The organism is Pseudomonas sp. B12(2026) (assembly GCF_057767015.1).
In genome coordinates, this window is the sequence record NZ_CM173430.1 from 4,424,084 (window position 1) to 4,446,396 (window position 22,313).

Here is a 22,313-nt window from a genome sequence, read left to right on the forward strand (position 1 = left end):
GAAATACGCCCGCCGGATGGCGGGCGCTCGTTTGACAGCGAATGCGGGATCACGCTCCCGCGCACGACTCAGTCGATTTCGCGGCGGAATGGGGGCAGCGCGTTAAGAATGGCCTTGCCGTAGCGCTGCGTCACTACGCGGCGGTCGAGCAGCGTGATGGTGCCGCGGTCCTCCTCGGTGCGCAGCAGACGGCCGCAGGCCTGGACCAGGCGCAGCGAGGCGTCGGGCACGGCGATTTCCATGAACGGATTGCCGCCGCGCGCCTCGATCCATTCCGACAGCGCCGCTTCCACCGGGTCGTCCGGCACGGCGAAGGGGATCTTGGCGATCACCACGTGTTCGCAGTAGGCGCCGGGCAGGTCGACGCCCTCGGCGAAGCTGGCCAGGCCGAACAGCACGCTCGGTTCACCGTCGTCGACCCGCGCCTTGTGCTTGTTCAGGGTTTCCTGCTTGGACAGGTTGCCCTGGATCAGCACGCGCTTGCGCCAGTCGCGCTCCAGGCCGTCGAAGACTTCCTGCATCTGCTTGCGCGAGGCGAAGAGGATCAGCGAGCCGCGCGAGCCTTCGACCATCGCCGGCAGTTCGCGGACGATGGCGGCGGTGTGGGCGGCGGCGTCGCGCGGGTCGGCCTTGAGGTCGGGCACCCGCAACACGCCGGCGTCGGCATGGTGGAAGGGGCTCGGCACCACGGCGGTGACCGCCGAACGCGGCAGGCCGGCGCGCATCCGGTAGCGGTCGAAGGTGCCCAGGGCGGTGAGGGTCGCCGAGGTCACCAGCACGCCGTAGGCCACGTTCCACAGGTTGCGGCGCAGGGTCTCGGCGGCGAGGATCGGGCTGGCGTTGGCCTCGATGTCGTAGAAGCTGCCGCTCTCGGCCAGGGTCAGCCAGCGCGCCATCGGCGGGCTGTCTTCCGGGTCCTCGCAGGTGAAGGCGGTCCACAGCTCCCAGTTGCCCTGGGCGCGGGCCAGCAGGCTGCCGAACAGCGGGTACCACTCCTCGGCCTGGTAGCTGGCGATGCCGATGCTGCCCTCCCCGTCCATGGCTTCCTTGAGCAGTTCGGTGAGGCGGGTGAAGAGGTCGGTGAGCCTGGAGAAGCCTTTCTTCAGCTCGGTGCCCATCTCGCGGATGTGCTCGGGGATCACCCCGCCCTCGAAGCGATGGCGCGGCCGCTCGCGGCCTTCCATGTCCTCGCCGGCGCGGAAGTCGCCGATCTCCTCGCAGGCGGTGAACATGAACTGCTGCTGGGTGCGCAGCTCGCGGGCCAGCTCCGGCACCTGCTCGATCAGCCGGCCGAGGTCGCCCGGCAGCGGGTTCTGCGCCAGCAGCTTGGTCAGGTTCTTCTCCACCTGGCCCAGCCAGTCGGCGGTGGCGCGCAGGCGGGTGAAGTGGGCGAAGTGGCCGATGGCCTTGTCCGGCAGGTGGTGGCCTTCGTCGAACACGTAAATGGTGTCGCGCGGGTCCGGCAGGATCGCCCCGCCGCCGAGGGCGAGGTCGGCCAGCACCAGGTCGTGGTTGGTGACGATCACGTCGACCTTGGTCATGCCCTCGCGCGCCTTGTAGAAGGCGCACTGCTGGAAGTTCGGGCAATGGCGGTTGGTGCACTGGCTGTGGTCGGTGGTGACCTGCGCCCACTGCGCGTCCTCGATGGCCTCGGGCCAGGAGTCGCGGTCGCCGTCCCAGCGGTTGCCGGCCAGGCGCTCGATCATCTGGTTGAACAGCTTGCTGGAGGTCTCGTCGACGTCGATGCGGAAGCCTTCCTCCTCGAACAGCTGGGCGGTGGCGCTCTGCGCCTGGCCTTCCTGCAGCAGGTGGTCGAGCTTGGACAGGCACATGTAGCGCCCGCGGCCCTTGGCCAGGGCGAAGCTGAACGACAGGCCGGAGTTGCGCAGCAGGTCGGGCAGGTCCTTGTGGACGATCTGTTCCTGCAGGGCGACGGTGGCGGTGGCGACGACAAGACGCTTGCCGGCAGCCTTGGCGCAGGCGATGGCGGCGAGGCTGTAGGCGACGGTCTTGCCGGTGCCGGTGCCGGCTTCCACGGCGACCACGGCGGCGTCGCCCAGGCGATGGCCTTCCTCGTCGCTGGCGATGGTCCCGAGGACCTTGGCGACTTCGGCGATCATCAGGCGCTGGCCGTAGCGCGGCTTGAGTTCCTTGGCCTCGAGGAAGCGCGAGTAGGCGCCCTGGATCGTGGCCTTGAGTTCGGTGCTGAGCATGGACTTCCCGGGCCCCGGAGCATGCCTTACGGACACATCCGGATGCTGGATAAATTTTCAGTGGTTCGAATCGGCGGCTATGATAACGCGCCTGACCACAACCGCCAGCGGAGATCGTCCGAATGACAGCCTTTGCCCCCGTCTATGCCCTGCACCTCCTGGCCGCCCTGGTCTGGGTCGGCGGCATGTTCTTCGCCTGGATGGTGCTGCGCCCGGCCGCCGTCGCCGCACTGGAAGCACCGGCAAGGCTGACGCTGTGGCTGGCGGTGTTCCCGCGCTTCTTCCGCTGGGTGTGGGCCGCGGTGATCCTGCTGCCGGTGACCGGCGTGGGCATGCTGCAGCTGAGCTTCAACGGCATGGCCGGCGCGCCGCGCCATGTGCAGGTGATGATGGGGCTGTACGTGGCGATGCTCGCGCTGTTCCTGCGCATCCAGGCGCTGCAGCTGCCGGAGCTGCGCCTGGCGGTCGAAGCGAAGGACTGGCCGGCCGGCGGGGCCGCGCTGGGCAAGATCCGCCGCACCGTGGGCATCAACCTGCTGATCGGCATGGCGCTGGTGGCCTTCGTCGCCGCGCGCCCGCACTGGTGAACCTAGACAGGGTGCCCGCCCGCTGGCCGGGCGGGCCCTGGATCAGATGCGCTTGACGTCCAGGCGGCCTTCGCGGCCCGCCGAACCCGACTCGCCACCGCGCCCGTCCTTTCCGGCGCGCTCGCCGTCCACCGAATAGAGCCAGCAGCCGCGCTCGGCACTGCGCGCACCGGCCTTGCCCGGTTTGCCGCCGGCGCCACCGGCGCCGCCTTCCAGGCGCACCTTGACCCGCTCGACGTCGAATTTCTCCGGCACTTCCAGGCGCACCACGCCGCCCGCCGCGCCCGCTTGCCCGTTGGCGCCGTCCTGGCCGTCGCCGGCGCCACGGCCGCTACCCCAGAGGCAGCCGGAAGTCTTCGCATTGCCGCCGTCGAGTCCGTCGTAACCCGGCGCGCCGACACCGCCGCGCACGTCGATCAGCAGGTTCTCCACCTGTACGTCCTGCAGGCGCAGGACCAGGCTGCGACCGTCGCTGGCCGGCTTGCTGAAGCTGCCCGAACCGCCCTGCGCGGCGATCACGCTGCCGTCGGCCAGGTTGCCGTGCTGCACCTCGATCTGCAGCGTGTCGCCGCCGGGGAACACGCCGATGCGGGCATTCTTCGCCAGGTCCAGCTCGCCGATCTTCAGCACCTTGACCCGCGAGGGGATGAGCAGCGCGCCTTCCGCGCCGACGCTGATGCGGTCCAGGCTCAGGCTGTCGCCCTTCACCGGCAGGCGCAGCACGGTGTTGTCCTGGACCGAGACGCTTCCGGCTGCCGCACACACCAGCGGCGCGCACAGCGCCAGGCCCAGCAACGACTTACGCATGGGTATCTCCTTCTACTTTCTCGGTCGGCAGGGAAATGAAGTGGAACACGCCGAACAGCAGGACCTGCAGGCGGTCCATCCAGGGATGCGGCCGGCCGCGCAGGCGCTTGCCCAGCGCCAGCAGTTCGACGATGTGGATCAGCAGGATCAGCCCGCCCGCCAGCTTGAGCAGGGTGCCGAAGGGATGCGCGAAGGGATCGAGCAGATTGGCCAGCACCGCCAGCCAGAACAGCAGGGCAACCAGCTTGCCCAGCCCTACCAGTGCTTTCATGAGTTGCCCCCGACTCTTCTTTGCCGGGGAACATACCCTGCCGCCCGAAGCGATGCCAGTGGCAAGCCAGCATGACAAAGGGGGCCATGCGGCCCCCTTTGAGCACTTCGTCACGCCTGGATCATTCGCGCGTGATCTTGATTTCCACGCGGCGGTTCTGCGCGCGGCCTTCCTTGGTCGAGTTGTCGGCCACCGGCTGGCTCTCGCCGTAGCCTTCGATCGACGTGATGCTGCTCGCCGGAACGCCCGACTCGATCAGATAGTTCGCCACCGCGTGGGCGCGGCGTTCGGACAGTTTCTGGTTGTAGGCATCGCTGCCGACGCTGTCGGTGTGACCGGAAATGGCCAGCCGGCTGGTCGCCGCTTCGCCTTTCAGGCGGGTGGCGACGGCGTCGAGCTGCTCCTTGTCCTGCGGATCGATCTTCGCCGAGTCGAAGGCGAAGTGCAGGTCGTGCACGACGATGGTCTCTTCCTTGGGCAGCGGAGCCGGAGCGGGTTCCGGAGCCGGAGCGGGCGGCGGAACCACCGCCACTTGTTCCTCGGCACCGTGCACCCAGCAATAGGATGCCCCCAGCACACCACCAATCAATGCCCCCCAACCCGCCCAGGTGCCACTTTCGATGGAGCCCAGGCCAGCGCCGCCGACACCACCGACCACGGCGCAGGTCGGCCAGTCGGACTTCTGCAACCCTGCGCAGCCGGTGAGCAACGTGCTGACCAGCAGCAGGGGTAAAGCGGTCCTTGTCATGCTCATAAATTCATCTCTCCTCTAATGATCGGGTCTTGACCGACACTTACGGAGTAAAGACGGCACTCGCTGAATGCGCCAGCACTAGGCCACGGGGGTGTCACACGCTAGTCTTCGTCCATTCATCACCGCCTTCGACGAGCCCCATGATTTCATCACGCACCCCGCAACAAGCTCTCGCCGCCCTGCTCGACCGCTACGCACCGCGGCGTCTGCTGCTGGTCGGCGCCAGCCAGATCCCCGCGGTGGACGCCTTCTGCGCGGCGCATCCGGATTGCGAGCTGTTCCACGCCCCCGCCGGCGCACTGCCGGCGGACATCGCCGCGCAGCGCTACGACCTGGCGCTGCTCGCCGACTGCCTGGAGCACCTGCCGCGCCGCGATGCCCAGCAACTGGTCGGCGGCATCCGCAACCTCAACAGCAGCCGCGTCGCCGTGCTGGTCGACCTGGACGCCGCGCAGGCGCAGGACAGCGACTTCTACGCGCTGGCCATGCAGGCCAGCGAACGCTTCCAGCGCGACGCGCAGGTGCTCACCCTGTTCACCTACGATCTGCACGAATACAAGCAGGTCCCGGACTGGCTGAACGCCAAGTTCTGGGCCAACCCGGAAAACTTTGGGAAGTACTGGTGGTGACCATGAACCAACCGACCTGCCCCTGCGGAAGCGGCCTGCCCCTGCCCGAGTGCTGCGGCCGCTTCCATGCCGGCCAGAGCGCGCCCACCGCCGAGGCGCTGATGCGCTCGCGCTACAGCGCCTACGCCCTGGGCCTGGTGGACTACCTGCGCGACACCACCCTGCCCGCGCAGCAGGCCGGCCTGGACCTGGAGGCGATCCGCACCTGGAGCCTGGGCAGCACCTGGCTGGGCCTGGAGGTGGAGAGCCATGAAGTGCTCGGCGGCCAGCCGGAACACGCGCGGGTCACCTTCGTCGCGCGCTGGCACGACGGCAGCGGCGAGCACACGCATCGCGAATGCTCCGGCTTCGTCCAGCGCGACGGCCACTGGTACTTCCTCGACCCGACCGTGCCGATGAAGCTCGGGCGCAACGATCCCTGCCCCTGTGGCGCCGGCGGCAAGCTGAAGAAATGCTGCGGCCCCTGGATCGAGTGAGCGACCCATAAGGGCAGACCGGCGTTCGCGGCCGCAGGCCGCTTTCCGTCCCGCCGGATACTGGACGAACGCACCCCTTGGGGGCCGCAGGCGTCTGGGCTAGAATCCGCGCTTTTTTTGGGGCGCGCGAATCCGCCGCAGCGGCCCTCCTTGCGGGACTTCGCCATGCTGCTGACCGTTCTCTACATCATCGCCATCACCGCCGAAGCCATGACCGGCGCGCTTTCCGCCGGCCGCCGCAGCATGGACCTGTTCGGCGTGGTGCTGGTGGCCTGCGTGACGGCGCTGGGCGGCGGCTCGGTGCGCGACATGCTGCTGGGCCACTACCCGCTGACCTGGGTGCGCCATCCGGAATACCTGGCGCTCACCGCCGGCGCGGCGCTGTTCACCGTGTTCATCGCGCCGCTGATGCGCCACCTGCGCTCGCTGTTCCTCGCGCTGGACGCCGTGGGCCTGGTGGCCTTCACCCTGATCGGCTGCCAGGTCAGCCTGGAGATGGGCCACAGCCTGCTGATCGCGGCGGTCAGCGGGGTGATCACCGGGGTCTTCGGCGGCATCCTGCGGGATATCTTCTGTAACGACGTGCCGCTGATCTTCCGCCGCGAGCTGTATGCCAGCGTGTCCTTCGCCAGCGCCTGGTGCTACCTGATCTGCCTGCAGATCAACGTGCCCAAGGAGCAGGCCATGCTGATCACCCTGTCGACCGGCTTCCTGTTCCGCATGCTGGCGGTGCGCTTCCGCTGGGAAATGCCCAAGTTCATCTACCAGGACGACCCGCACCAGGGCGACTGATCAGTCCGCAAGCTTCAGGTGGCTGGTGTCCGGCGCGGGTGCCGCCGGCGCGGCCTTGGCCTGCCCCATGTCGCTGCCCACCGGCGCCAGGCTGAACTGGCTGAGGTCCACGCGCGGGGCCTGGGCATCGGGCTTGTCGTCCTGCAGGTCGGTGCCCACCGGCGCCAGCCCGAAGTCCGGCGCCTCGACGTCGGCGAATGCCGCCATGTACTCATCGCGCGGGGCGACCTTCAGCGGGCCCGGGGTCGAACCGGCCACCGCGGCAGCCGCCGGTTGCGCGGCGGGCTCCGGGTCAGCGGACGGCGGCGCCAGCTCGATCTCCTCGATCGGCGCGTCCATGTCCAGCACCTCGACCAGCGCGCCGGCGCGCTCCAGCACGCTGCGGTACTTCTCCGCCGCGGCCTCGTCCAGGTTGTTCTTGATCACCATGCGCCGGCCGGAGAACAGCAGCTCGATACGCTGCGCATCGGCCTGGAACAGCCTGGCCAGGTTGGCCTTCACGCTGTCGAGCGGTGCACCCGGCACGGTCCGGCCGGAAAAGGCGATCTCATAGCGGCTCATCATCACTCTCCTGTGTTAACCCGCCGGTTACATTCGGCCAGTATGGTGCAGCTTCTTTTAACGTAACAACAACTTGCAGCCGAGCAGGTGCTTGGTACACTGGGGCCTGCTGGGGGATAGACATGAATTATCAGGCGCAAATTATAAGAATTCTCAGCCTGTTCTGGCTGTTCAGCCTCGTCTCGGGCTGCAGTTGGATGACAGGTGATTTCGAAGAACCAGACGTGAAGCTGGTCAAGGTCGACGTCGTCAAGGCGCGTCTGCTGGAACAGGAATTCACCCTGCACTTCCGCATCGACAATCCGAACGACTTCAGCCTTCCGGTCCGCGGCCTGGCCTACAAGGTCAAGCTGAACGATATCGACCTGGCCGAGGGCGAGTCGAACAACTGGTTCACAGTACCCGCCAATGGCCACGAGACCTTCGAGGTGCCGGTGACCACCAACCTCTGGCGGCACATGAAGTACATCGTCAAGCTGCTGGAAACCCCGGACAGGCCGATCCGCTACCGCCTCGACGGCGAAGTGAAGACCGGCCTGCTGTTCGGCCAGAACGTGCACATCGCCCGCAATGGCGAGATAATTCCCGGCGATTTCATCCCCGAGTGAGCGTCACCATGAGCCAGGAACCCCACGTACACGGTCCGAACTGCAATCACGACCACGATCATGACCACCACCATGACCACGGCCACGTGCACGGCCCGCACTGCAACCACAGCCACGACCCGGTGCGCAACCCGCTGAAGGACGTGGGCCGCAACGACCCGTGCCCCTGCGGCAGCGGCAACAAGTTCAAGAAGTGCCACGGCGCCTGACCCCGGCTCCGCGCACTGCGAAGAAGGCCCGCCCAGCGCGTAATGCTGTTCACTTAAGCATTTGAGCTGTTGCCCGGGCTCCCCGAGAATCCGATGCCAGGTCTCTGGCATCGGATTTTTTATGTCTTTCCAACAGCAATTGCTCGATCTGGGCGAGTTGTTCAACTTCTCGGATCTCAGCACCTTCACCCAGAACATCCCGATCGAGTGGGTGGCGTCGGCACTGGGTCTTTCCGCGCAGGCCACCATCCGACGGCGGCGCCTGCCCAGCGATCAGGTGCTCTGGCTGGTGCTCGGCATGGCCTTGTTCCGCGACGAGCCGGTCCATGAGGTGGCGCGGCGCCTGAACATCTGCGCCCAGGGACTGGCCTCTCACGACCTGCTGGCCCGCAGCGGGGTCACCGAGGCCCGCAAACGGCTAGGGGCCGATCCGGTGGAGTGGCTGTTTCGCCAGACCGGTCACCACTGGGGGCGCGAGCGCTATGACGGTGATACCTGGCAGGGCCTGCAGGTCTTGGCCGTGGACGGTGCGCTCCTGCGCACCCCGGATACCCCCGAGCTACGGGAGCATTTCGGCTCCGGTAATACCGCCACCGACCGCCAGACGCCGTTTCCCATGCTGCGCCTCGTAGCCCTGATGAACGTGCGCTCGCACCTGATTCTGGATGCCCAACTGAGCCCCTACCGGCGCAGTGAAATGCGCCTGGCTGATGCGTTTGTGCAGCAGATTCCCAGCCATTCGGTGACGCTGTTCGACAAGGGATTCTGGAGTGCCAACCTGTTGCTGGGCCTGGCCAGCGGCGACAACCGTCACTGGTTGATTCCGGCCCGCAAGGCGTTGGTCAGCGAGGAGATCGATCGCTACGGCAAAGGGGACCGCCTGCTGCGGATGCGGGTGTCAGCCCAGGCGAGGAAGCGCAATCCGAATCTGCCCTGCTACTGGGAGGTGCGGGAAGTCAGCTACGAGAGACAGGGCAAGGTCAAAACCGTACTGACCTCGCTGCCAGCCGATATCTACAGCGCCAAGGCCATTGCCAATCTGTATCAGGAACGCTGGGAGATCGAACTGGGCTTCCGCGATATCAAGAGCTCCCTGCAACAGAACGCAGTGACCCTGCGCAGTAAGAAAATCGAACTGATCTACCAGGAAGTCTGGGGACTGTTGCTGGCCTACAACATCATTCGCCGCGAGGCGAGCCAGGCCGCAGTGGCCTTTGGCCGTGCTCCCGGCGACATCCGCTTCAAGCCGGTGGCTCACTACATCGCCGTGCAACTGATCGTGATGGCGGCGGCCAACCCGGTTTCCGCGACAGGACGACGCTTATCGGAGTTGCGGGCGGGAATCGGCGGGTTGTTCCTGGATCACCGCCCAAGGCCTTCACGACCCCGGACGGTGAAGATGTCCAAGACCCGCTACCCGGTAGACCGCAAGGCCGCTCCGCTTAAGTGAACAGCATTACGCCCAGCGCGGGCCTTCTGCTGTCCGCCGCAACGCCCCGGCCGCCGCTGAAAATCCCGCCGTGCGTGACTTGCGCGGCCCCCACCGGCTCACTAACGTAGCGCCTTCCCCGCGATCCCTTGTGCAGGAGCACACCCCATGGCCCCGCGAGCCTTCCGCCGGCTTCCCAGCTTCGGCCTTGCCGCCACCCTCAGCGCCGCCGTCAGCCTCGCCGGCTGCCAGGGCTGGCTGAACGACCGCTACGCCGACAGCCTGACGCCCGCCACCGGCGTGCAGCCGATCAAGGGCCTGGCGGACAACGTGTCGATCCGCCGCAACAGCCTGGGCATGCCGCTGATCGAGACCAGCAACTTCCACGACGCGCTGTTCACCCTCGGCTACGTGCATGCCAGCGACCGCATCAGCCAGATGGTCGGCCTGCGCCTGATGGCCCAGGGGCGCCTGGCGGAAATGGTCGGCCCCGGCGCGCTGGAAACCGACCGCTTCATGCGCACAGTGAACCTGAAGAAAGCCGCCGACGCCCTCTATGCCGGCTCCTCGGTGCGGACCAAGCGCTTCTTCGAGACCTACGCGCGCGGCGTCAACGCCTACCTGTACCGCTACCGCGACCGGCTGCCGATGGACCTGGCCGAGTCCGGCTACCGCCCCGAATACTGGAAGCCGGAAGACTCCGCGCTGGTCTTCAGCCTGCTGAACTTCGGCCTGGCAGTGAACCTGCAGGAGGAGATCGCCTCCCTGGTGCTGGCGCAGAAAGTCGGCGCCGACAAGCTGCCCTGGCTGACGCCGATCTACCCGGACGAGCCGCTGCCCTTCGAGGAAGCCGACAAGCTCAAGGGCCTGCGCCTGGACGGCCGCATCGCCGGCCTCGACGCCCTCGACCGCGCCGCCGGCCAGGTCGCCGCGCTGCAGATGATGGGCGTCGCCGCCTCCAACAACTGGGCCATCGCGCCGCAGCGCAGCCGCAGCGGCAAGAGCCTGCTGGCCAACGACACGCACCTGCCGCTGTCCATGCCCTCGGTGTGGAACTACGTGCATATCCGCTCGCCGAAATTCAGCGCCGCCGGCGTCTCCATCGCTGGCGTGCCGGGCGTGGTCGCCGGCTTCAACGGCAAGCTGGCCTGGGGCATGACCATGGTCATGGGCGACAACCAGGACCTCTTCCTCGAACAGGTGAAGCGCCAGGGCGGCAAGCTCTACTACCTCGCCGACGGCCAGTGGAAGCAGGCGGTCGAGCGCAACGAGACCTTCTTCATCAAGGGCCAGAGCCCGGTCCGCGAAACCGTCTTCGAGACCCGCCACGGCCCGCTGCTCAACAGCGCCCTCGGCCAGCGCAAGCACGAGCTGCAGCCGCTGGAGCTGTCCAGCGGCTACGGCATCGCCTACCAGAGCATCCAGAGCGAATCCGACCGCACCCTCGATGCCTTCTTCGACCTGTCCCGGGCGAAGAACGTCGAGCAGGCCTTCGACGCCACCCGCGACGTGCGCGCCATGGCGCTGAACATCCTGTTCGCCGACGAGAAGCACATCGGCTGGCAGGTCACCGGGCGCTTCCCCAACCGCAAGGAGGGCCGCGGCCTGCTGCCCTCCCCCGGCTGGGACGGCCGCTACGACTGGGACGGCTACGCCGACCCGATCCTCCATCCGTCCGACCAGGACCCGGCGCAGGGCTGGCTGGGCACCGCCAACCACCGCAGCGTGCAGCCCGGCTACGGCGCGCAGCTGTCCAGCTCCTGGTACTACCCGGAGCGCTACGAGCGCATCGCCCAGCTCGCCGGCGCCAGCAAGAGCCACGACTACCGCAGCATGATCGCCATGCAGTACGACCAGACCACGCCCTTCGCCGGCAAGCTGCAGGCGATGCTCGACGCTCCGGGCATGGCGCAGCCGCTGAAGCAGGCCATCGACGCCCTGCCCGCCGACCAGCGCGCCCGCGCCCGCGAGGCCTACGACCGGCTGATGGCGTTCGACGGCAAGCTCTCCGCGACCTCCGCCGACGCGGCCCTGTACGAAGCCTTCCTGCAGGAAAGCAGCAAGCAGATCTTCCTCGACGAACTGGGCCCGGAAGACAGCCCGGCCTGGAAGGCCTTCGTGGAGAACGCCGACCTGTCCTACTCGGCCCAGGCCGACCACCTGCTGGGCCGCGACGACAGCCCGTTCTGGGACGACAGCCGCACCCCGCAGAAGGAAGACAAGCCGGCGATCCTCGCCCGCAGCCTGGCCGCCGCCAGCGCCTTCTGCGAGCAGAAGCTGGGCAGCGACCGCCATGCCTGGCAATGGGGCAAGCTGCACACCTACGAGTGGATCAGCGACAGCACCAGGATGGCGCCCAACCTGAGCGCCAGCCAGCGCGCCAGCCTCAGCGCCATCAGGAGCTACCTGGACCGCGGCCCCTACCCGGCCGGCGGCGACCACAGCACCCTGAACGTCTCGGCCTACCACTGGGGCAAGGACTTCGACACCTGGCTGATCCCGGCCATGCGCATCGTCGTCGACTTCGGCCAGAGCGAGCCGATGCTCGGCCTCAACAGCAGCGGCCAGTCCGGCAACCCGGCCAGCCCGCACTACGCCGACGGCATCGACGCCTGGCTGAAGGGCAACTACCTGAGCTTCCCCTTCCAGGCGCAGAACCTGGAGAAGGTCTACGGGGTGAAACGCCTGACGCTGGTGCCGGACAAGTGATCGGCTGAGAAACTTTGCAGGGGCCGGGAACTTGTATCCGCCCCCGGAATCAGAACAGTCGACTTACTCCATGATCATATTCAGGCACCTTCGGGTGCCTTTCTTTTTTCCCCGCGCACCATCCTGTCACCCCACGCCTCACCCCCTCGCGCCATTCGGGTGCGCACGCCGGAGCCGCCGCTGCTATACCTGTCGCAGAAGCGCGTCCGTCATCCTTTTCCTATCGCTGGCGTCCGCGGCTTCGTGCCTGGTTCGAAAATTGCTGTCCTTGCGCCGTTGCACAGGTGTTTCCGTTCTTCCACCTGCTTGACCAACCTTAAGGATTCCATTCGATGAAAAAAGCCTGGTTGACCCTCTCCGCCCTGGTCCTGCTGGCCAGCGCCGGAGCCCTGCAAGCCAAGGAGTGGAAAGAAATCCGCTTCGCCACCGACCCCTCCTACGCGCCCTTCGAGTCCAAGGCCCCTGACGGCAGCCTGGTCGGCTTCGACATCGACCTGGGCAACGCCATCTGCGAGCACCTGAACGTCAAGTGCGTGTGGATGCCGAACGACTTCGACGGCATGATCCCCGGCCTGAAAGCACGCAAGTTCGACGGCGTGATTTCCTCGATGACCGTCACCGAAGCGCGCAAGAAGGAAATCGACTTCACCGACAAGCTGTTCACCGGCCCCACGGCGATGATCAGCAAGAAGGGCGCGGGCCTGGAGGCCACCGCCGCATCGCTCAAGGGCAAGACCGTGGGCGTCGAGCAAGGCACCATCCAGGAGACCTTCGCCAAGGCCAAGCTGGAACCGGCCGGGGTCAACGTGAAGAGCTACCAGAACCAGGACCAGGTCTACTCCGACCTGGTGTCCGGCCGCCTGGACGCCTCGCTGCAGGACATGCTGCAGGCCGAGCAGGGCTTCCTCACCACCGACCAGGGCAAGGGCTTCGAGATCAGCAAGCCGATGCATGACCCGCTAATGCCGTCGGACATCGCCATCGGCGTGCGCAAGGGCAACGACGAGCTGCGCGAGATGCTGAACAAGGGCATCAAGGCCATCCACGCCGACGGCACCTACGACAAGCTGCAGAAGAAGTACTTCGGCGACCTCGACATCTACAACGACTGATCCACCCCGAATGCGCCCGCCCCCGCCGGCCGGGGCGGGCCCGTTACGGCAACGGCCGCGCCACGGGAGCGCTCAGCGCATGCTCCAGGAATTCCTCGAAAGCATCAGCCTCGGCGGCTACGGGTCGATCCTGCTGGACGGCACCTGGATGACCGTCAAGCTGTCGATCTGCTCGCTGCTGCTGTCGGTCCTGCTCGGCCTGATCGGCGCCAGCGCCAAGCTCTCCGGCGCGAAACTGCTGCGCATGCCGGCGGTCCTCTACACCACGCTGATCCGCGGCGTCCCCGACCTGGTGCTGATGCTGCTGATCTTCTACAGCCTGCAGACCTGGCTGGCCGATCTCACCGACTACATGGAATGGGAGTACATCGAGATCGACCCCTTCAGCGCCGGCGTGATCACCCTCGGCTTCATCTACGGCGCCTACTTCACCGAAACCTTCCGCGGCGCCATCCTCGCGGTGCCGCGCGGCCAGCTGGAAGCGGCCAGCGCCTTCGGCCTGAGCCGCGGGCAGCGCTTCCGCTTCGTGCTCTTCCCGCAGCTGATGCGCTTCGCCCTGCCGGGGCTGGGCAACAACTGGATGGTGCTGATCAAGTCCACCGCGCTGGTCTCCATCATCGGCCTGTCCGATGTGGTCCGCGCCGCGCAGGACGCCGGCAAGAGCAGCTACCGGCTGTTCTTCTTCCTGATGGTGGCGGCGCTGATCTACCTGGCCTTCACCACCCTCTCCAACATCGTGCTCAACGCCCTTGAGCGCCGCTATGCCATCGGCGTGCGCGAGGCCCTGCGATGATCGAATTGCTGCAGCAGTACGGCAGGGCCTTCCTCTGGACCGACGGCTACCACATCACCGGCCTGGCCATGACGCTCTGGCTGCTGGTGGTGTCCATCGCCTTCGGCTTCACCTTCGCCATTCCCCTGTCCATCGCCCGCGTCTCGCGCAACCCGCTGGTGCGCTGGCCGGTGCAGTTCTACACCTACGTGTTCCGCGGCACGCCGCTGTATATCCAGCTGCTGGTCTGCTACACGGGCATCTACAGCCTGGCGGCGGTGCGCGAGCAGCCGATCCTCGACGCCTTCTTCCGCAACGGCCTGAACTGCACCCTGCTGGCCTTCGCCCTGAACACCTGCGCCTACACCACGGAAATCTTCGCCGGCGCCATCCGCAACATCGCCCACGGCGAAGTCGAGGCGGCGCACGCCTATGGCCTGAGCGGCTGGCGGCTGTACCGCTACGTGATCATGCCCTCGGCGCTGCGCCGCGCGCTGCCGTACTACAGCAACGAAGTGATCCTCATGCTGCACTCCACCACCGTGGCCTTCACCGCCACCGTGCCGGACGTCATGAAGATCGCCCGCGACGCCAACGCCGCGACCTTCCTGTCGTTCCAGTCCTTCGGCATCGCCGCGCTGCTCTACCTGGCGACCTCCTTCGCCCTGGTCGGGCTGTTCCGCCTGGCCGAGCGGCGCTGGCTGGCCTTCCTCGGCCCCAGCCATGCCTGAGCCGCGCACCCGACGCCGCCCCCGTACCGCATTCCCGAGGCCCGCATGACCACACTGAAGATCGACACCCTGTACAAGCGCTACGGCGACAACGAAGTGCTCAAGGGCGTATCCCTGGACGCCAGCACTGGCGACGTGGTGAGCATGATCGGCGCCAGCGGCTCGGGCAAAAGCACCTTCCTGCGCTGCATCAACTTCCTCGAACAGCCCGACGACGGCCGGATGATCCTCGACGGCGAGGAAATACGCATGCTGCCCGGCCCCGGCGGCATGCGCGTCGCCGACCCGGCGCAACTGCAGCGCATCCGCACCCGCCTGGCGATGGTGTTCCAGCACTTCAACCTGTGGAGCCACCTGACCGTGCTGGAGAACGTCACCCTGGCGCCGCGCCGGGTGCTGGGCGTGGAGCGCAAGGAAGCCGAGGAGCGCGCCCGCAGCTACCTGAGCAAGGTCGGCCTGCCGGCGCAGGTGACCGACAAGTACCCGGCCTTCCTCTCCGGCGGCCAGCAGCAGCGCGTGGCCATCGCCCGCGCGCTGGCGATGGAGCCGGAAATCATGCTGTTCGACGAACCCACCTCGGCGCTCGACCCGGAGCTGGTCGGCGAGGTGCTCAAGGTCATCAAGGCGCTGGCCGAGGAAGGCCGCACCATGATCCTGGTGACCCACGAAATGGCCTTCGCCCGCGAAGTGTCCAGCCAGGTGCTGTTCCTCCACCAGGGCCGCGTCGAGGAACAGGGCCCGCCGCAGGACGTGCTGGGCAAGCCGAAGAGCGAGCGGCTGCGGCAGTTCCTCAGCGGCAACCTGAAGTAACCGCCACCCATCGCGGGAACGCCTTTCGTAGGAGCGAGCTTGCTCGCGAACGTCCTGGCAGCGGATTGTTCGCGAGCAGGCTCGCTCCTACACGTGCCGCCCCTGCGGTTTCGACGGGCAACAAAAAACCGGGCCAAGGCCCGGTTTTTTCATTCACCGCGAAAGGATCAGGCCTTGGGCAGGGTCACGCCGGTCTGCCCCTGGTACTTGCCGCCGCGATCGCGATAGGAAACCTCGCAAGCCTCGTCCGACTGCAGGAACAGCATCTGCGCCACGCCCTCGTGGGCGTAGATCTTCGCCGGCAGGTTGGTGGTGTTGGAGAACTCCAGGGTCACATGGCCCTCCCACTCCGGCTCCAGCGGGGTCACGTTGACGATGATGCCGCAGCGCGCGTAGGTGCTCTTGCCCAGGCAGATGGTCAGCACGTCGCGCGGGATGCGGAAGTACTCGACGGTGCGGGCCAGGGCGAAGGAGTTCGGCGGGATGATGCAGACGTCGCTGTTGATGTCGACGAAGCTCTTCTCGTCGAAGTTCTTCGGATCGACCACCGCCGAGTGGATGTTGGTGAACACCTTGAATTCCGCGGCGCAGCGCACGTCGTAGCCGTAGCTGGAGACGCCGTAGGAGATCACCCGGCTGTCATCTGCGCCGCGGATCTGGCGCTCGACGAACGGCTCGATCATGCCGTGCTCCAGGGCCATGCGGCGAATCCACTTGTCCGATTTGATGGTCATGGCGAGCGTCCTGTGAGGCGGCTGAAAAAAGAAGGCGAATCTTACCGGCAGGCGCGCCGCCCGGCAAAGGGGCGCGCCGAGCGGCATTGTCGCGTATTCAGTCGTCGCTGACGGAGATGTTCGGCATCGCCGGCGCGGCCTTCTCGCTCAGGGCGATGCGCGCGCCCACGCAGCGGGCCAGTTCCTGGTAGATCATCGCCAGCTGGCTTTCCGGATCGGCGATCACCGTGGGCTTGCCACCGTCGGCCTGCATGCGGATGGCCATGGACAGCGGCAGCGAGGCCAGCAGTTCCACGCCGTACTGCGCCGCCAGCTTCTCGCCGCCGCCCTCGCCGAACAGGTGCTCGGCATGGCCGCAGTTGGAGCAGATGTGCACCGCCATGTTCTCCACCACGCCCAGCACCGGGATGTTGACCTTGCGGAACATCTCCACGCCCTTCTTGGCATCGAGCAGGGCCAGGTCCTGCGGGGTGGTGACGATCACCGCGCCGGCCACCGGGACTTTCTGCGCCAGGGTCAGCTGGATGTCGCCGGTGCCCGGCGGCATGTCGATGACCAGGTAGTCCAGGTCGTTCCAGGCGGTCTGGGTGATCAGTTGCAGCAGCGCGCCGGAGACCATCGGGCCGCGCCAGACCACCGGGGTGTTGTCGTCGGTGAGGAAGGCCATGGACATGACTTCCACGCCGTGGGCTTCCAGCGGGATGAACCACTTCTGCTCGCGGATCTTCGGCCGGGTGCCTTCGGGGATGCCGAACATGATGCCCTGGCTGGGGCCGTAGATATCGGCGTCGAGGATGCCGACCCGGGCGCCTTCGCGGGCCAGCGCCAGCGCGAGGTTGGCGGCGGTGGTGGACTTGCCCACGCCGCCCTTGCCGGAGGCCACGGCGATGATGTTCTTGACGTTGCTCATGCCCGGCACCTGGGCCTGGGCCTTGTGCGCGGCGATCCGGGTTTCCACCTTGACCTGCGCCGAGTCGACGCCGTCCAGCGCTTCTACGGCCAGTTGCACGGTCTGCGCCAGGCCATTTTTGAACAGGCCGGCGGCGTAGCCCAGCTCCAGGGTCAGCGAAACGCGCCCGCCCTGGATGTCCAGCTCGCGCAGGTAGCCGGCGTCCAGCAGGTTCTGGCCGGTGTGGGGATCGATGATCTGGCGGAGAAGGCTTTCCAGCGTGGCTCGGTTGACGGCGCCCATGGGTACTCCTGTGAAAGACTGAGCAGAATAGGCGGGCATTGTAACAGCAGCCCCGCCTCACGACTTGTCCAGCGACAAGGATCACGAATTGCCCACCACAAGCCTCAGGCGCCGCTATTGCCTTTAGCTCAGTGAATAAAGCGGGCAACCTCCAGCTCGTTCGCATCATGAGCAGGAGCCAACAATAATGCCGGACTATCTCTATCGCGTTTCCGATTCCGCACGCATCGTACTGGAGCAGTGCAAAAGAAAGCAGGACTGGTACCAAGTCGCGGAACCGTTGGGAATAGGAAGCGCACCAGAGTTTGATTGTGGACAGGCACTGGGGTACCTGGCAGATACCAACTCGCCGCTTGCTTTGTTGTACGAGGGTGAGCTGAGCAGCCGCGACGGTACCGGAGATCCCGATATTTGTTTTATCGGGAAGGACTGTGTCAAAGAAATTGCGGCCTATCTCGTCGGGCACACTGAGGAAGAGATCCGTCTCAGTCTGCAACTACCACTCGACTGCAAGTGGCTTCTGGAAGGGCTCCGCACCTTCTGCAGTACAGCAGCCTCGCAGGACGAAGCCCTGCTATCGCTACTGACGGAATGAGTACGGTACAGCCATCGCCACAGGTGGCTCACCTGCAGCTGCTTCCTATATAGTTGCCGATTCCCTCGTTTTAACCGGAACGGCCGATCATCATGTCCGAAGCCCGCAAGATCCTCGTCACCAGCGCCCTGCCCTACGCCAACGGTTCGATCCACCTGGGGCACATGCTGGAGTACATCCAGACCGACATCTGGGTGCGTTTCCAGAAGATGCGCGGCAACCAGGCGGTGTACGTCTGTGCGGACGACGCCCACGGCTCGGCCATCATGCTGCGCGCCGAGCGCGAGGGCATCACCTCCGAGCAGCTGATCGACGGCGTGCGCGCCGAGCACATGGCCGACTTCGCCGAGTTCCTGGTGGACTTCGACAACTACTACTCGACCCACTCGGAAGAGAACCGCGAGCTGTCGTCCTCCATCTACCTCAAGCTGCGCGAGGCCGGGCACATCGCCACCCGTCCGGTGACCCAGTATTTCGACCCGGAAAAGCAGATGTTCCTGGCCGACCGCTTCATCAAGGGCACCTGCCCGAAGTGCGGCACCGCCGACCAGTACGGCGACAACTGCGAAGCCTGCGGCGCGACCTACTCGCCCACCGAGCTGAAGGACCCGAAATCGGCCATCTCCGGCGCCACCCCGGTGCTCAAGGAGTCGCTGCACTACTTCTTCAAGCTCCCCGACTTCGACGCCATGCTCAAGCAGTGGACCCGCAGCGGCGCCCTGCAGGAGTCGGTGGCCAACAAGATCGCCGAATGGCTGGACGCCGGCCTGCAGGAGTGGGACATCAGCCGTGACGCGCCCTACTTCGGCTTCGAGATCCCCGACGCGCCGGGCAAGTACTTCTACGTCTGGCTGGACGCGCCGATCGGCTACATGGCCAGCTTCCAGAACCTCTGCGCGCGCCGTCCGGAGCTGGACTTCGACGCCTACTGGAAGAAGGACTCCGACGCCGAGCTGTACCACTTCATCGGCAAGGACATCGTCAACTTCCACGCGCTGTTCTGGCCGGCCATGCTCGAAGGCGCCGGCTACCGCAAGCCGACCGCGCTGAACGTGCACGGCTACCTGACCGTCAACGGCCAGAAGATGTCCAAGTCGCGCGGCACCTTCGTCAAGGCGCGCACCTACCTGGACCACCTGGACCCGGAATACCTGCGCTACTACTACGCCTCCAAGCTGGGCCGCGGCGTGGACGACCTCGACCTGAACCTCGAGGACTTCGTGCAGAAGGTCAACTCCGACCTGGTCGGCAAGGTGGTCAACATCGCCAGCCGCTGCGCCGGCTTCATCCACAAGGGCAACGATGGCGTGCTGGTGGACGCCAACCCGGCGCCGGAACTGGTGGAAGCCTTCCGCAGCGCCGCACCGGGCATCGCCGCCGCCTACGAGGCCCGCGACTTCGGCCGCGCCATGCGCGAGATCATGGCCCTGGCCGACCAGGCCAACGCCTGGATCGCCGACAAGGCGCCCTGGTCGCTGAACAAGCAGGAAGGCAAGCAGGACGAAGTCCAGGCCATCTGCGCCCTGGGCGTGAACCTGTTCCGCCAGCTGGTGATCTTCCTCAAGCCGGTGCTGCCGAAGCTGGCCGAGGCCGCCGAAGCCTTCCTCAACGTCGCCCCGCTGAAGTGGGCCGACCACGAGCAACTGCTGGCCAACCACCAGTTGAACCCGTTCAACCCCCTGATGACCCGTATCGAGCCCGCGAAAATCGAAGCCATGATCGAAGCCTCCAAAGAAGACCTCGCCGCCGCCAACCAGCCCAAAGGCAATGGCGAACTGACCAAGGACCCGCTGGCCGCGGAAATCAACTTCGACGCCTTCGCCGCCGTCGACCTGCGCATCGCGCTGATCGAGAAGTGCGAGTTCGTCGAGGGCGCCGACAAGCTGCTGCGCCTGTCCCTGGACATCGGCGACGAGAAGCGCAACGTGTTCTCCGGCATCAAGAGCGCCTACCCGGACCCGAGCAAGCTCGAAGGCCGCCTGACCCTGTACGTGGCCAACCTGGCCCCGCGCAAGATGAAGTTCGGCGTCTCCGAAGGCATGGTCCTGGCGGCCGGCCCCGGCGGCGAGGAAATCTACCTGCTCAGCCCCGACAGCGGCGCCAAGCCGGGCCAGCGCGTCCGCTGACCCCGCGGCTCCCCCGAAAACGCCGGCAGATTGCCGGCGTTTTCGTGTGCGACGAGCATCACCGCTGCCGGCGGCGAATACGCTAGACTCGCCCCCCTCAAGGATCCGACACACGCGCAAGGACCTGCCGATGCCGCTTTCCCGCGGCGTCCCGGCGCTCGACCATGAAGAAATCCAACATCGTCTTCACCACCCTGCTCACCGGCGGGGCGCTCTACGGCGTGCTGCACCACGACCCGGTGTACCGCGACCTCTACGCCAACCGCGAGGACTGCCTGAAGGACTGGGGCGCCACGCCCAACGCCTGCGAGCCCGAGTCCGGCAGCGGCGGCTCCGGCGGTTACAGCGGCGGCTCCAGCCGCTATCGCGGGCCGAGCTACGAGGAAGGCTCGCGACCGAGGACCGCGCAGACCCACCAGGTGCAGTCGCGCCAGCTGGTGACCCGCGGCGGCTTCGGCTCCTCCGGCGCCCGCTTCTCCGGAGGCAGCTGATGCGCCGCCTGCGAGTCGAGCCGCGCGCCAACTGGCGCGAACGCTGCGAGGCGGTCGGCTTCACCTTCCACAGCATCGACGGGCTCTACTGGGACGAGTCGGTGGCCTACGAATTCAGCCTCGAACAGATCGAGACGCTGGAGGCCGCCAGCGAAGACCTGCACCAGCGCTACCTGGAATGCGTGGACTGGGTGATCCGCACCGGCCACTTCGAGCCCTTCCACCTGCCGCCGGGCGCCCGCGAGGAAATCATCCGTTCCTGGCGCCGCCAGGACCCGAGCCTGTACGGGCGCTTCGACTTTTCCTGGAACGGCCAGGGCCAGCCGAAGATGCTCGAATACAACGCCGACACCCCCACCGGCCTGCTGGAAGCCAGCGTGGTGCAGTGGCAGTGGCTGAACGAGGTGAACCCGGCCGCCGACCAGTTCAACTCGCTGCACGAGAAGCTGATCGCGCGCTGGCGGGCCATCGCCCCGGACGGCCTGCTGCACTTCACCGCCATCGACGGCCACGAGGAGGACACCGGCAACGTCCTCTACCTGCTCGACACCGCGCACCAGGCGGGCCTGGCGACGCGCTACCTGCCGGTCGAGTTCATCGGCCACCACGCGGCGCGCGGCACCTTCATCGACCAGTACGAGCAGGACATCCGCCACTGCTTCAAGCTCTACCCCTGGGAGTGGCTGCTGCAGGACCGCTTCGCCGGGCACATCGAGCGCAGCGGCATCCGCTTCCTGGAGCCGGCGTGGAAGCTGCTGATGTCGAGCAAGGCCATGCTGCCGATCCTCTGGAAGCTCAACCCGCAGCACCCCAACCTGCTGCCGGCCAGCTACCGCGACGACCTCCCCGGTGCCTACGTGCGCAAGCCGCTGTATTCGCGCGAAGGCGAGAACATCCGCATCGTCGCCGGCGACCTGCGCCTGGAAAGCGACGGCCCCCACGCCGACGCGCCGTGCATCTACCAGGGCTACGCGCCACTCGCCGAGTACGACGGCAACCATGCCGTGCTCGGCTGCTGGGTGATCGACGGGCAGGCCGCCGGCCTGGGCATCCGCGAGGATTCCAGCCCCATCACCCGCGACAGCAGCCGCTTCGTCCCCCACTATTTCGTCTGAGAACCCGCCATGAACCTGCTGCAGACCCTGCCCGACTTCCTCGCCTACTTCGCCACGGCCATCGGCCTGTTCGGCCTCTTCACCAGCCTCTACGTGCGCCTGACGCCCTACGCGGAAATCCAGCTGATCCGCCAGGGCAACATCAGCGCCGCCGTGGCGCTGGTCGGCACCCTGCTCGGCTTCGCCCTGCCGCTCTCCAGCGCCATCGCCCACAGCGTCAGCCTGGTCGACATGCTGGTCTGGGGCGTGATCGCCATGCTGGTGCAGGTGCTGCTGTTCCTCGGCCTGGCGCGCCTGGTGCCGGAGCTCAAGCAGGGCATCGCCGGCAACACCCTGGCCCACGGCGTGTTCCTCGGCGGCGCCTCGCTCTGCGTGGGCCTGCTCAACGCTGCCTGCATGGTCTACTGAGCCCTCTGCGCGCCAGAAAAGCCGGTGGCCGCCCCACCGGCTTTTTCGTTGCTCCCGCCAGCGACCGCGAGCCGTACGTCCGGACTGGATCCGGGCCGCCACCCGACGGCTGCACTACCCTTAGATTCCAGGCGCACTCCCCGGCTTGAGCCAGGGTTTCGCCTTCCGGATAATGAGTGCCC

The 22,313-nt window shown here is 66.7% G+C and carries 24 protein-coding genes; 17 read left to right on the forward strand and 7 right to left on the reverse strand.

The window, feature by feature from the left end:
* Positions 1-68 precede the first annotated feature (68 nt).
* A complete protein-coding gene (gene dinG / locus AC3B6A_RS20585; RefSeq protein WP_488398949.1) occupies positions 69-2,213 on the reverse strand; it encodes an ATP-dependent DNA helicase DinG in 2,145 nt (714 codons plus the stop codon).
* A 122-nt stretch (positions 2,214-2,335) separates the two neighbouring features.
* On the opposite strand from dinG, the gene AC3B6A_RS20590 reads away from it, so the two are divergent.
* Positions 2,336-2,800, forward strand: coding sequence for a CopD family protein (locus tag AC3B6A_RS20590; RefSeq protein ID WP_488398950.1), 465 nt, complete (start codon positions 2,336-2,338; stop codon positions 2,798-2,800).
* A 42-nt stretch (positions 2,801-2,842) separates the two neighbouring features.
* On the opposite strand, the gene AC3B6A_RS20595 is transcribed toward AC3B6A_RS20590, so the two are convergent.
* The 3 genes from AC3B6A_RS20595 to AC3B6A_RS20605 all read right to left on the reverse strand — a co-directional run bounded on the left by AC3B6A_RS20595 (position 2,843) and on the right by AC3B6A_RS20605 (position 4,632).
* A complete protein-coding gene (locus AC3B6A_RS20595; protein WP_488398951.1) occupies positions 2,843-3,607 on the reverse strand; it encodes a collagen-like protein in 765 nt (254 codons plus the stop codon).
* Positions 3,600-3,878: a DUF1145 domain-containing protein gene (locus AC3B6A_RS20600; RefSeq protein WP_488398952.1), complete on the reverse strand. Its 279-nt coding sequence runs from the start codon at positions 3,876-3,878 to the stop codon at positions 3,600-3,602. Before AC3B6A_RS20600 ends, AC3B6A_RS20595 begins: the two co-directional genes overlap by 8 nt.
* Before the next feature lie 121 nt (positions 3,879-3,999).
* On the reverse strand, positions 4,000-4,632 hold the full coding sequence (locus AC3B6A_RS20605; RefSeq protein WP_488398953.1) for an OmpA family protein: 633 nt from the start codon (positions 4,630-4,632) through the stop codon (positions 4,000-4,002).
* A gap of 140 nt (positions 4,633-4,772) precedes the next feature.
* On the opposite strand from AC3B6A_RS20605, the gene AC3B6A_RS20610 reads away from it, so the two are divergent.
* The 3 genes from AC3B6A_RS20610 to AC3B6A_RS20620 all read left to right on the forward strand — a co-directional run bounded on the left by AC3B6A_RS20610 (position 4,773) and on the right by AC3B6A_RS20620 (position 6,529).
* Positions 4,773-5,261, forward strand: a complete 489-nt coding sequence (locus AC3B6A_RS20610; protein ID WP_488398954.1) for a DUF6231 family protein — start codon at positions 4,773-4,775, stop codon at positions 5,259-5,261.
* 2 nt (positions 5,262-5,263) lie between these two features.
* A complete protein-coding gene (locus AC3B6A_RS20615; RefSeq protein WP_488398955.1) occupies positions 5,264-5,737 on the forward strand; it encodes a YchJ family protein in 474 nt (157 codons plus the stop codon).
* A gap of 165 nt (positions 5,738-5,902) precedes the next feature.
* The gene (locus tag AC3B6A_RS20620; RefSeq protein ID WP_488398956.1) at positions 5,903-6,529 is read left to right on the forward strand and encodes a trimeric intracellular cation channel family protein; all 627 of its coding nucleotides are present in this window, start codon (positions 5,903-5,905) and stop codon (positions 6,527-6,529) included.
* Here AC3B6A_RS20620 and AC3B6A_RS20625 read toward each other — a convergent pair whose 3' ends face one another.
* Positions 6,530-7,090, reverse strand: coding sequence for a hypothetical protein (locus AC3B6A_RS20625; protein WP_488398957.1), 561 nt, complete (start codon positions 7,088-7,090; stop codon positions 6,530-6,532).
* A 122-nt stretch (positions 7,091-7,212) separates the two neighbouring features.
* On the opposite strand from AC3B6A_RS20625, the gene AC3B6A_RS20630 reads away from it, so the two are divergent.
* The 8 genes from AC3B6A_RS20630 (at position 7,213) to AC3B6A_RS20665 (ending at position 15,470) form a co-directional block, all read left to right on the forward strand.
* On the forward strand, positions 7,213-7,698 hold the full coding sequence (locus tag AC3B6A_RS20630) for an LEA/WHy family protein (protein ID WP_488398958.1): 486 nt from the start codon (positions 7,213-7,215) through the stop codon (positions 7,696-7,698).
* Between the two features lie 8 nt (positions 7,699-7,706).
* Entirely contained in the window at positions 7,707-7,907 is a 201-nt protein-coding gene (locus AC3B6A_RS20635; protein ID WP_488398959.1) for an SEC-C metal-binding domain-containing protein, read from the forward strand.
* Positions 7,908-8,028: 121 nt separating this feature from the next.
* Complete coding sequence (locus tag AC3B6A_RS20640; protein ID WP_488398960.1) at positions 8,029-9,357, forward strand: IS4 family transposase; 1,329 nt, start codon at positions 8,029-8,031, stop codon at positions 9,355-9,357.
* Between the two features lie 147 nt (positions 9,358-9,504).
* Positions 9,505-12,045, forward strand: coding sequence for a penicillin acylase family protein (locus tag AC3B6A_RS20645; protein ID WP_488398961.1), 2,541 nt, complete (start codon positions 9,505-9,507; stop codon positions 12,043-12,045).
* A 332-nt stretch (positions 12,046-12,377) separates the two neighbouring features.
* On the forward strand, positions 12,378-13,157 hold the full coding sequence (locus AC3B6A_RS20650; protein ID WP_488398962.1) for an ABC transporter substrate-binding protein: 780 nt from the start codon (positions 12,378-12,380) through the stop codon (positions 13,155-13,157).
* Between the two features lie 79 nt (positions 13,158-13,236).
* Positions 13,237-13,950: an ABC transporter permease gene (locus AC3B6A_RS20655; protein WP_488398963.1), complete on the forward strand. Its 714-nt coding sequence runs from the start codon at positions 13,237-13,239 to the stop codon at positions 13,948-13,950.
* The gene (locus tag AC3B6A_RS20660; protein WP_488398964.1) at positions 13,947-14,660 is read left to right on the forward strand and encodes an ABC transporter permease; all 714 of its coding nucleotides are present in this window, start codon (positions 13,947-13,949) and stop codon (positions 14,658-14,660) included. Before AC3B6A_RS20655 ends, AC3B6A_RS20660 begins: the two co-directional genes overlap by 4 nt.
* A 45-nt stretch (positions 14,661-14,705) precedes the next feature.
* Positions 14,706-15,470 carry an ABC transporter ATP-binding protein gene (locus AC3B6A_RS20665; RefSeq protein ID WP_488398965.1) on the forward strand — a complete coding sequence of 255 codons (765 nt, stop codon included), beginning with the start codon at positions 14,706-14,708 and terminating at the stop codon, positions 15,468-15,470.
* 167 nt (positions 15,471-15,637) lie between these two features.
* Here AC3B6A_RS20665 and dcd read toward each other — a convergent pair whose 3' ends face one another.
* Positions 15,638-16,204 carry a dCTP deaminase gene (dcd, locus tag AC3B6A_RS20670; RefSeq protein ID WP_084359729.1) on the reverse strand — a complete coding sequence of 189 codons (567 nt, stop codon included), beginning with the start codon at positions 16,202-16,204 and terminating at the stop codon, positions 15,638-15,640.
* Between the two features lie 97 nt (positions 16,205-16,301).
* A complete protein-coding gene (apbC, locus tag AC3B6A_RS20675; RefSeq protein WP_488398966.1) occupies positions 16,302-17,396 on the reverse strand; it encodes an iron-sulfur cluster carrier protein ApbC in 1,095 nt (364 codons plus the stop codon).
* A 187-nt stretch (positions 17,397-17,583) separates the two neighbouring features.
* On the opposite strand from apbC, the gene AC3B6A_RS20680 reads away from it, so the two are divergent.
* The 5 genes from AC3B6A_RS20680 to AC3B6A_RS20700 all read left to right on the forward strand — a co-directional run bounded on the left by AC3B6A_RS20680 (position 17,584) and on the right by AC3B6A_RS20700 (position 22,131).
* Positions 17,584-17,991, forward strand: coding sequence for a hypothetical protein (locus AC3B6A_RS20680; RefSeq protein WP_488398967.1), 408 nt, complete (start codon positions 17,584-17,586; stop codon positions 17,989-17,991).
* Positions 17,992-18,083: 92 nt separating this feature from the next.
* Positions 18,084-20,117 (forward strand): methionine--tRNA ligase, encoded by a 2,034-nt coding sequence (metG, locus tag AC3B6A_RS20685; protein WP_488398968.1) that lies wholly within the window; start codon positions 18,084-18,086, stop codon positions 20,115-20,117.
* Positions 20,118-20,281: 164 nt separating this feature from the next.
* The gene (locus AC3B6A_RS20690) at positions 20,282-20,608 is read left to right on the forward strand and encodes a hypothetical protein (protein ID WP_488398969.1); all 327 of its coding nucleotides are present in this window, start codon (positions 20,282-20,284) and stop codon (positions 20,606-20,608) included.
* Positions 20,608-21,723 carry a glutathionylspermidine synthase family protein gene (locus AC3B6A_RS20695; RefSeq protein ID WP_488398970.1) on the forward strand — a complete coding sequence of 372 codons (1,116 nt, stop codon included), beginning with the start codon at positions 20,608-20,610 and terminating at the stop codon, positions 21,721-21,723. The genes AC3B6A_RS20690 and AC3B6A_RS20695 overlap by 1 nt, the downstream gene beginning before the upstream one ends.
* Before the next feature lie 9 nt (positions 21,724-21,732).
* Complete coding sequence (locus tag AC3B6A_RS20700; RefSeq protein ID WP_488398971.1) at positions 21,733-22,131, forward strand: DUF350 domain-containing protein; 399 nt, start codon at positions 21,733-21,735, stop codon at positions 22,129-22,131.
* Positions 22,132-22,313: the final 182 nt, after the last annotated feature.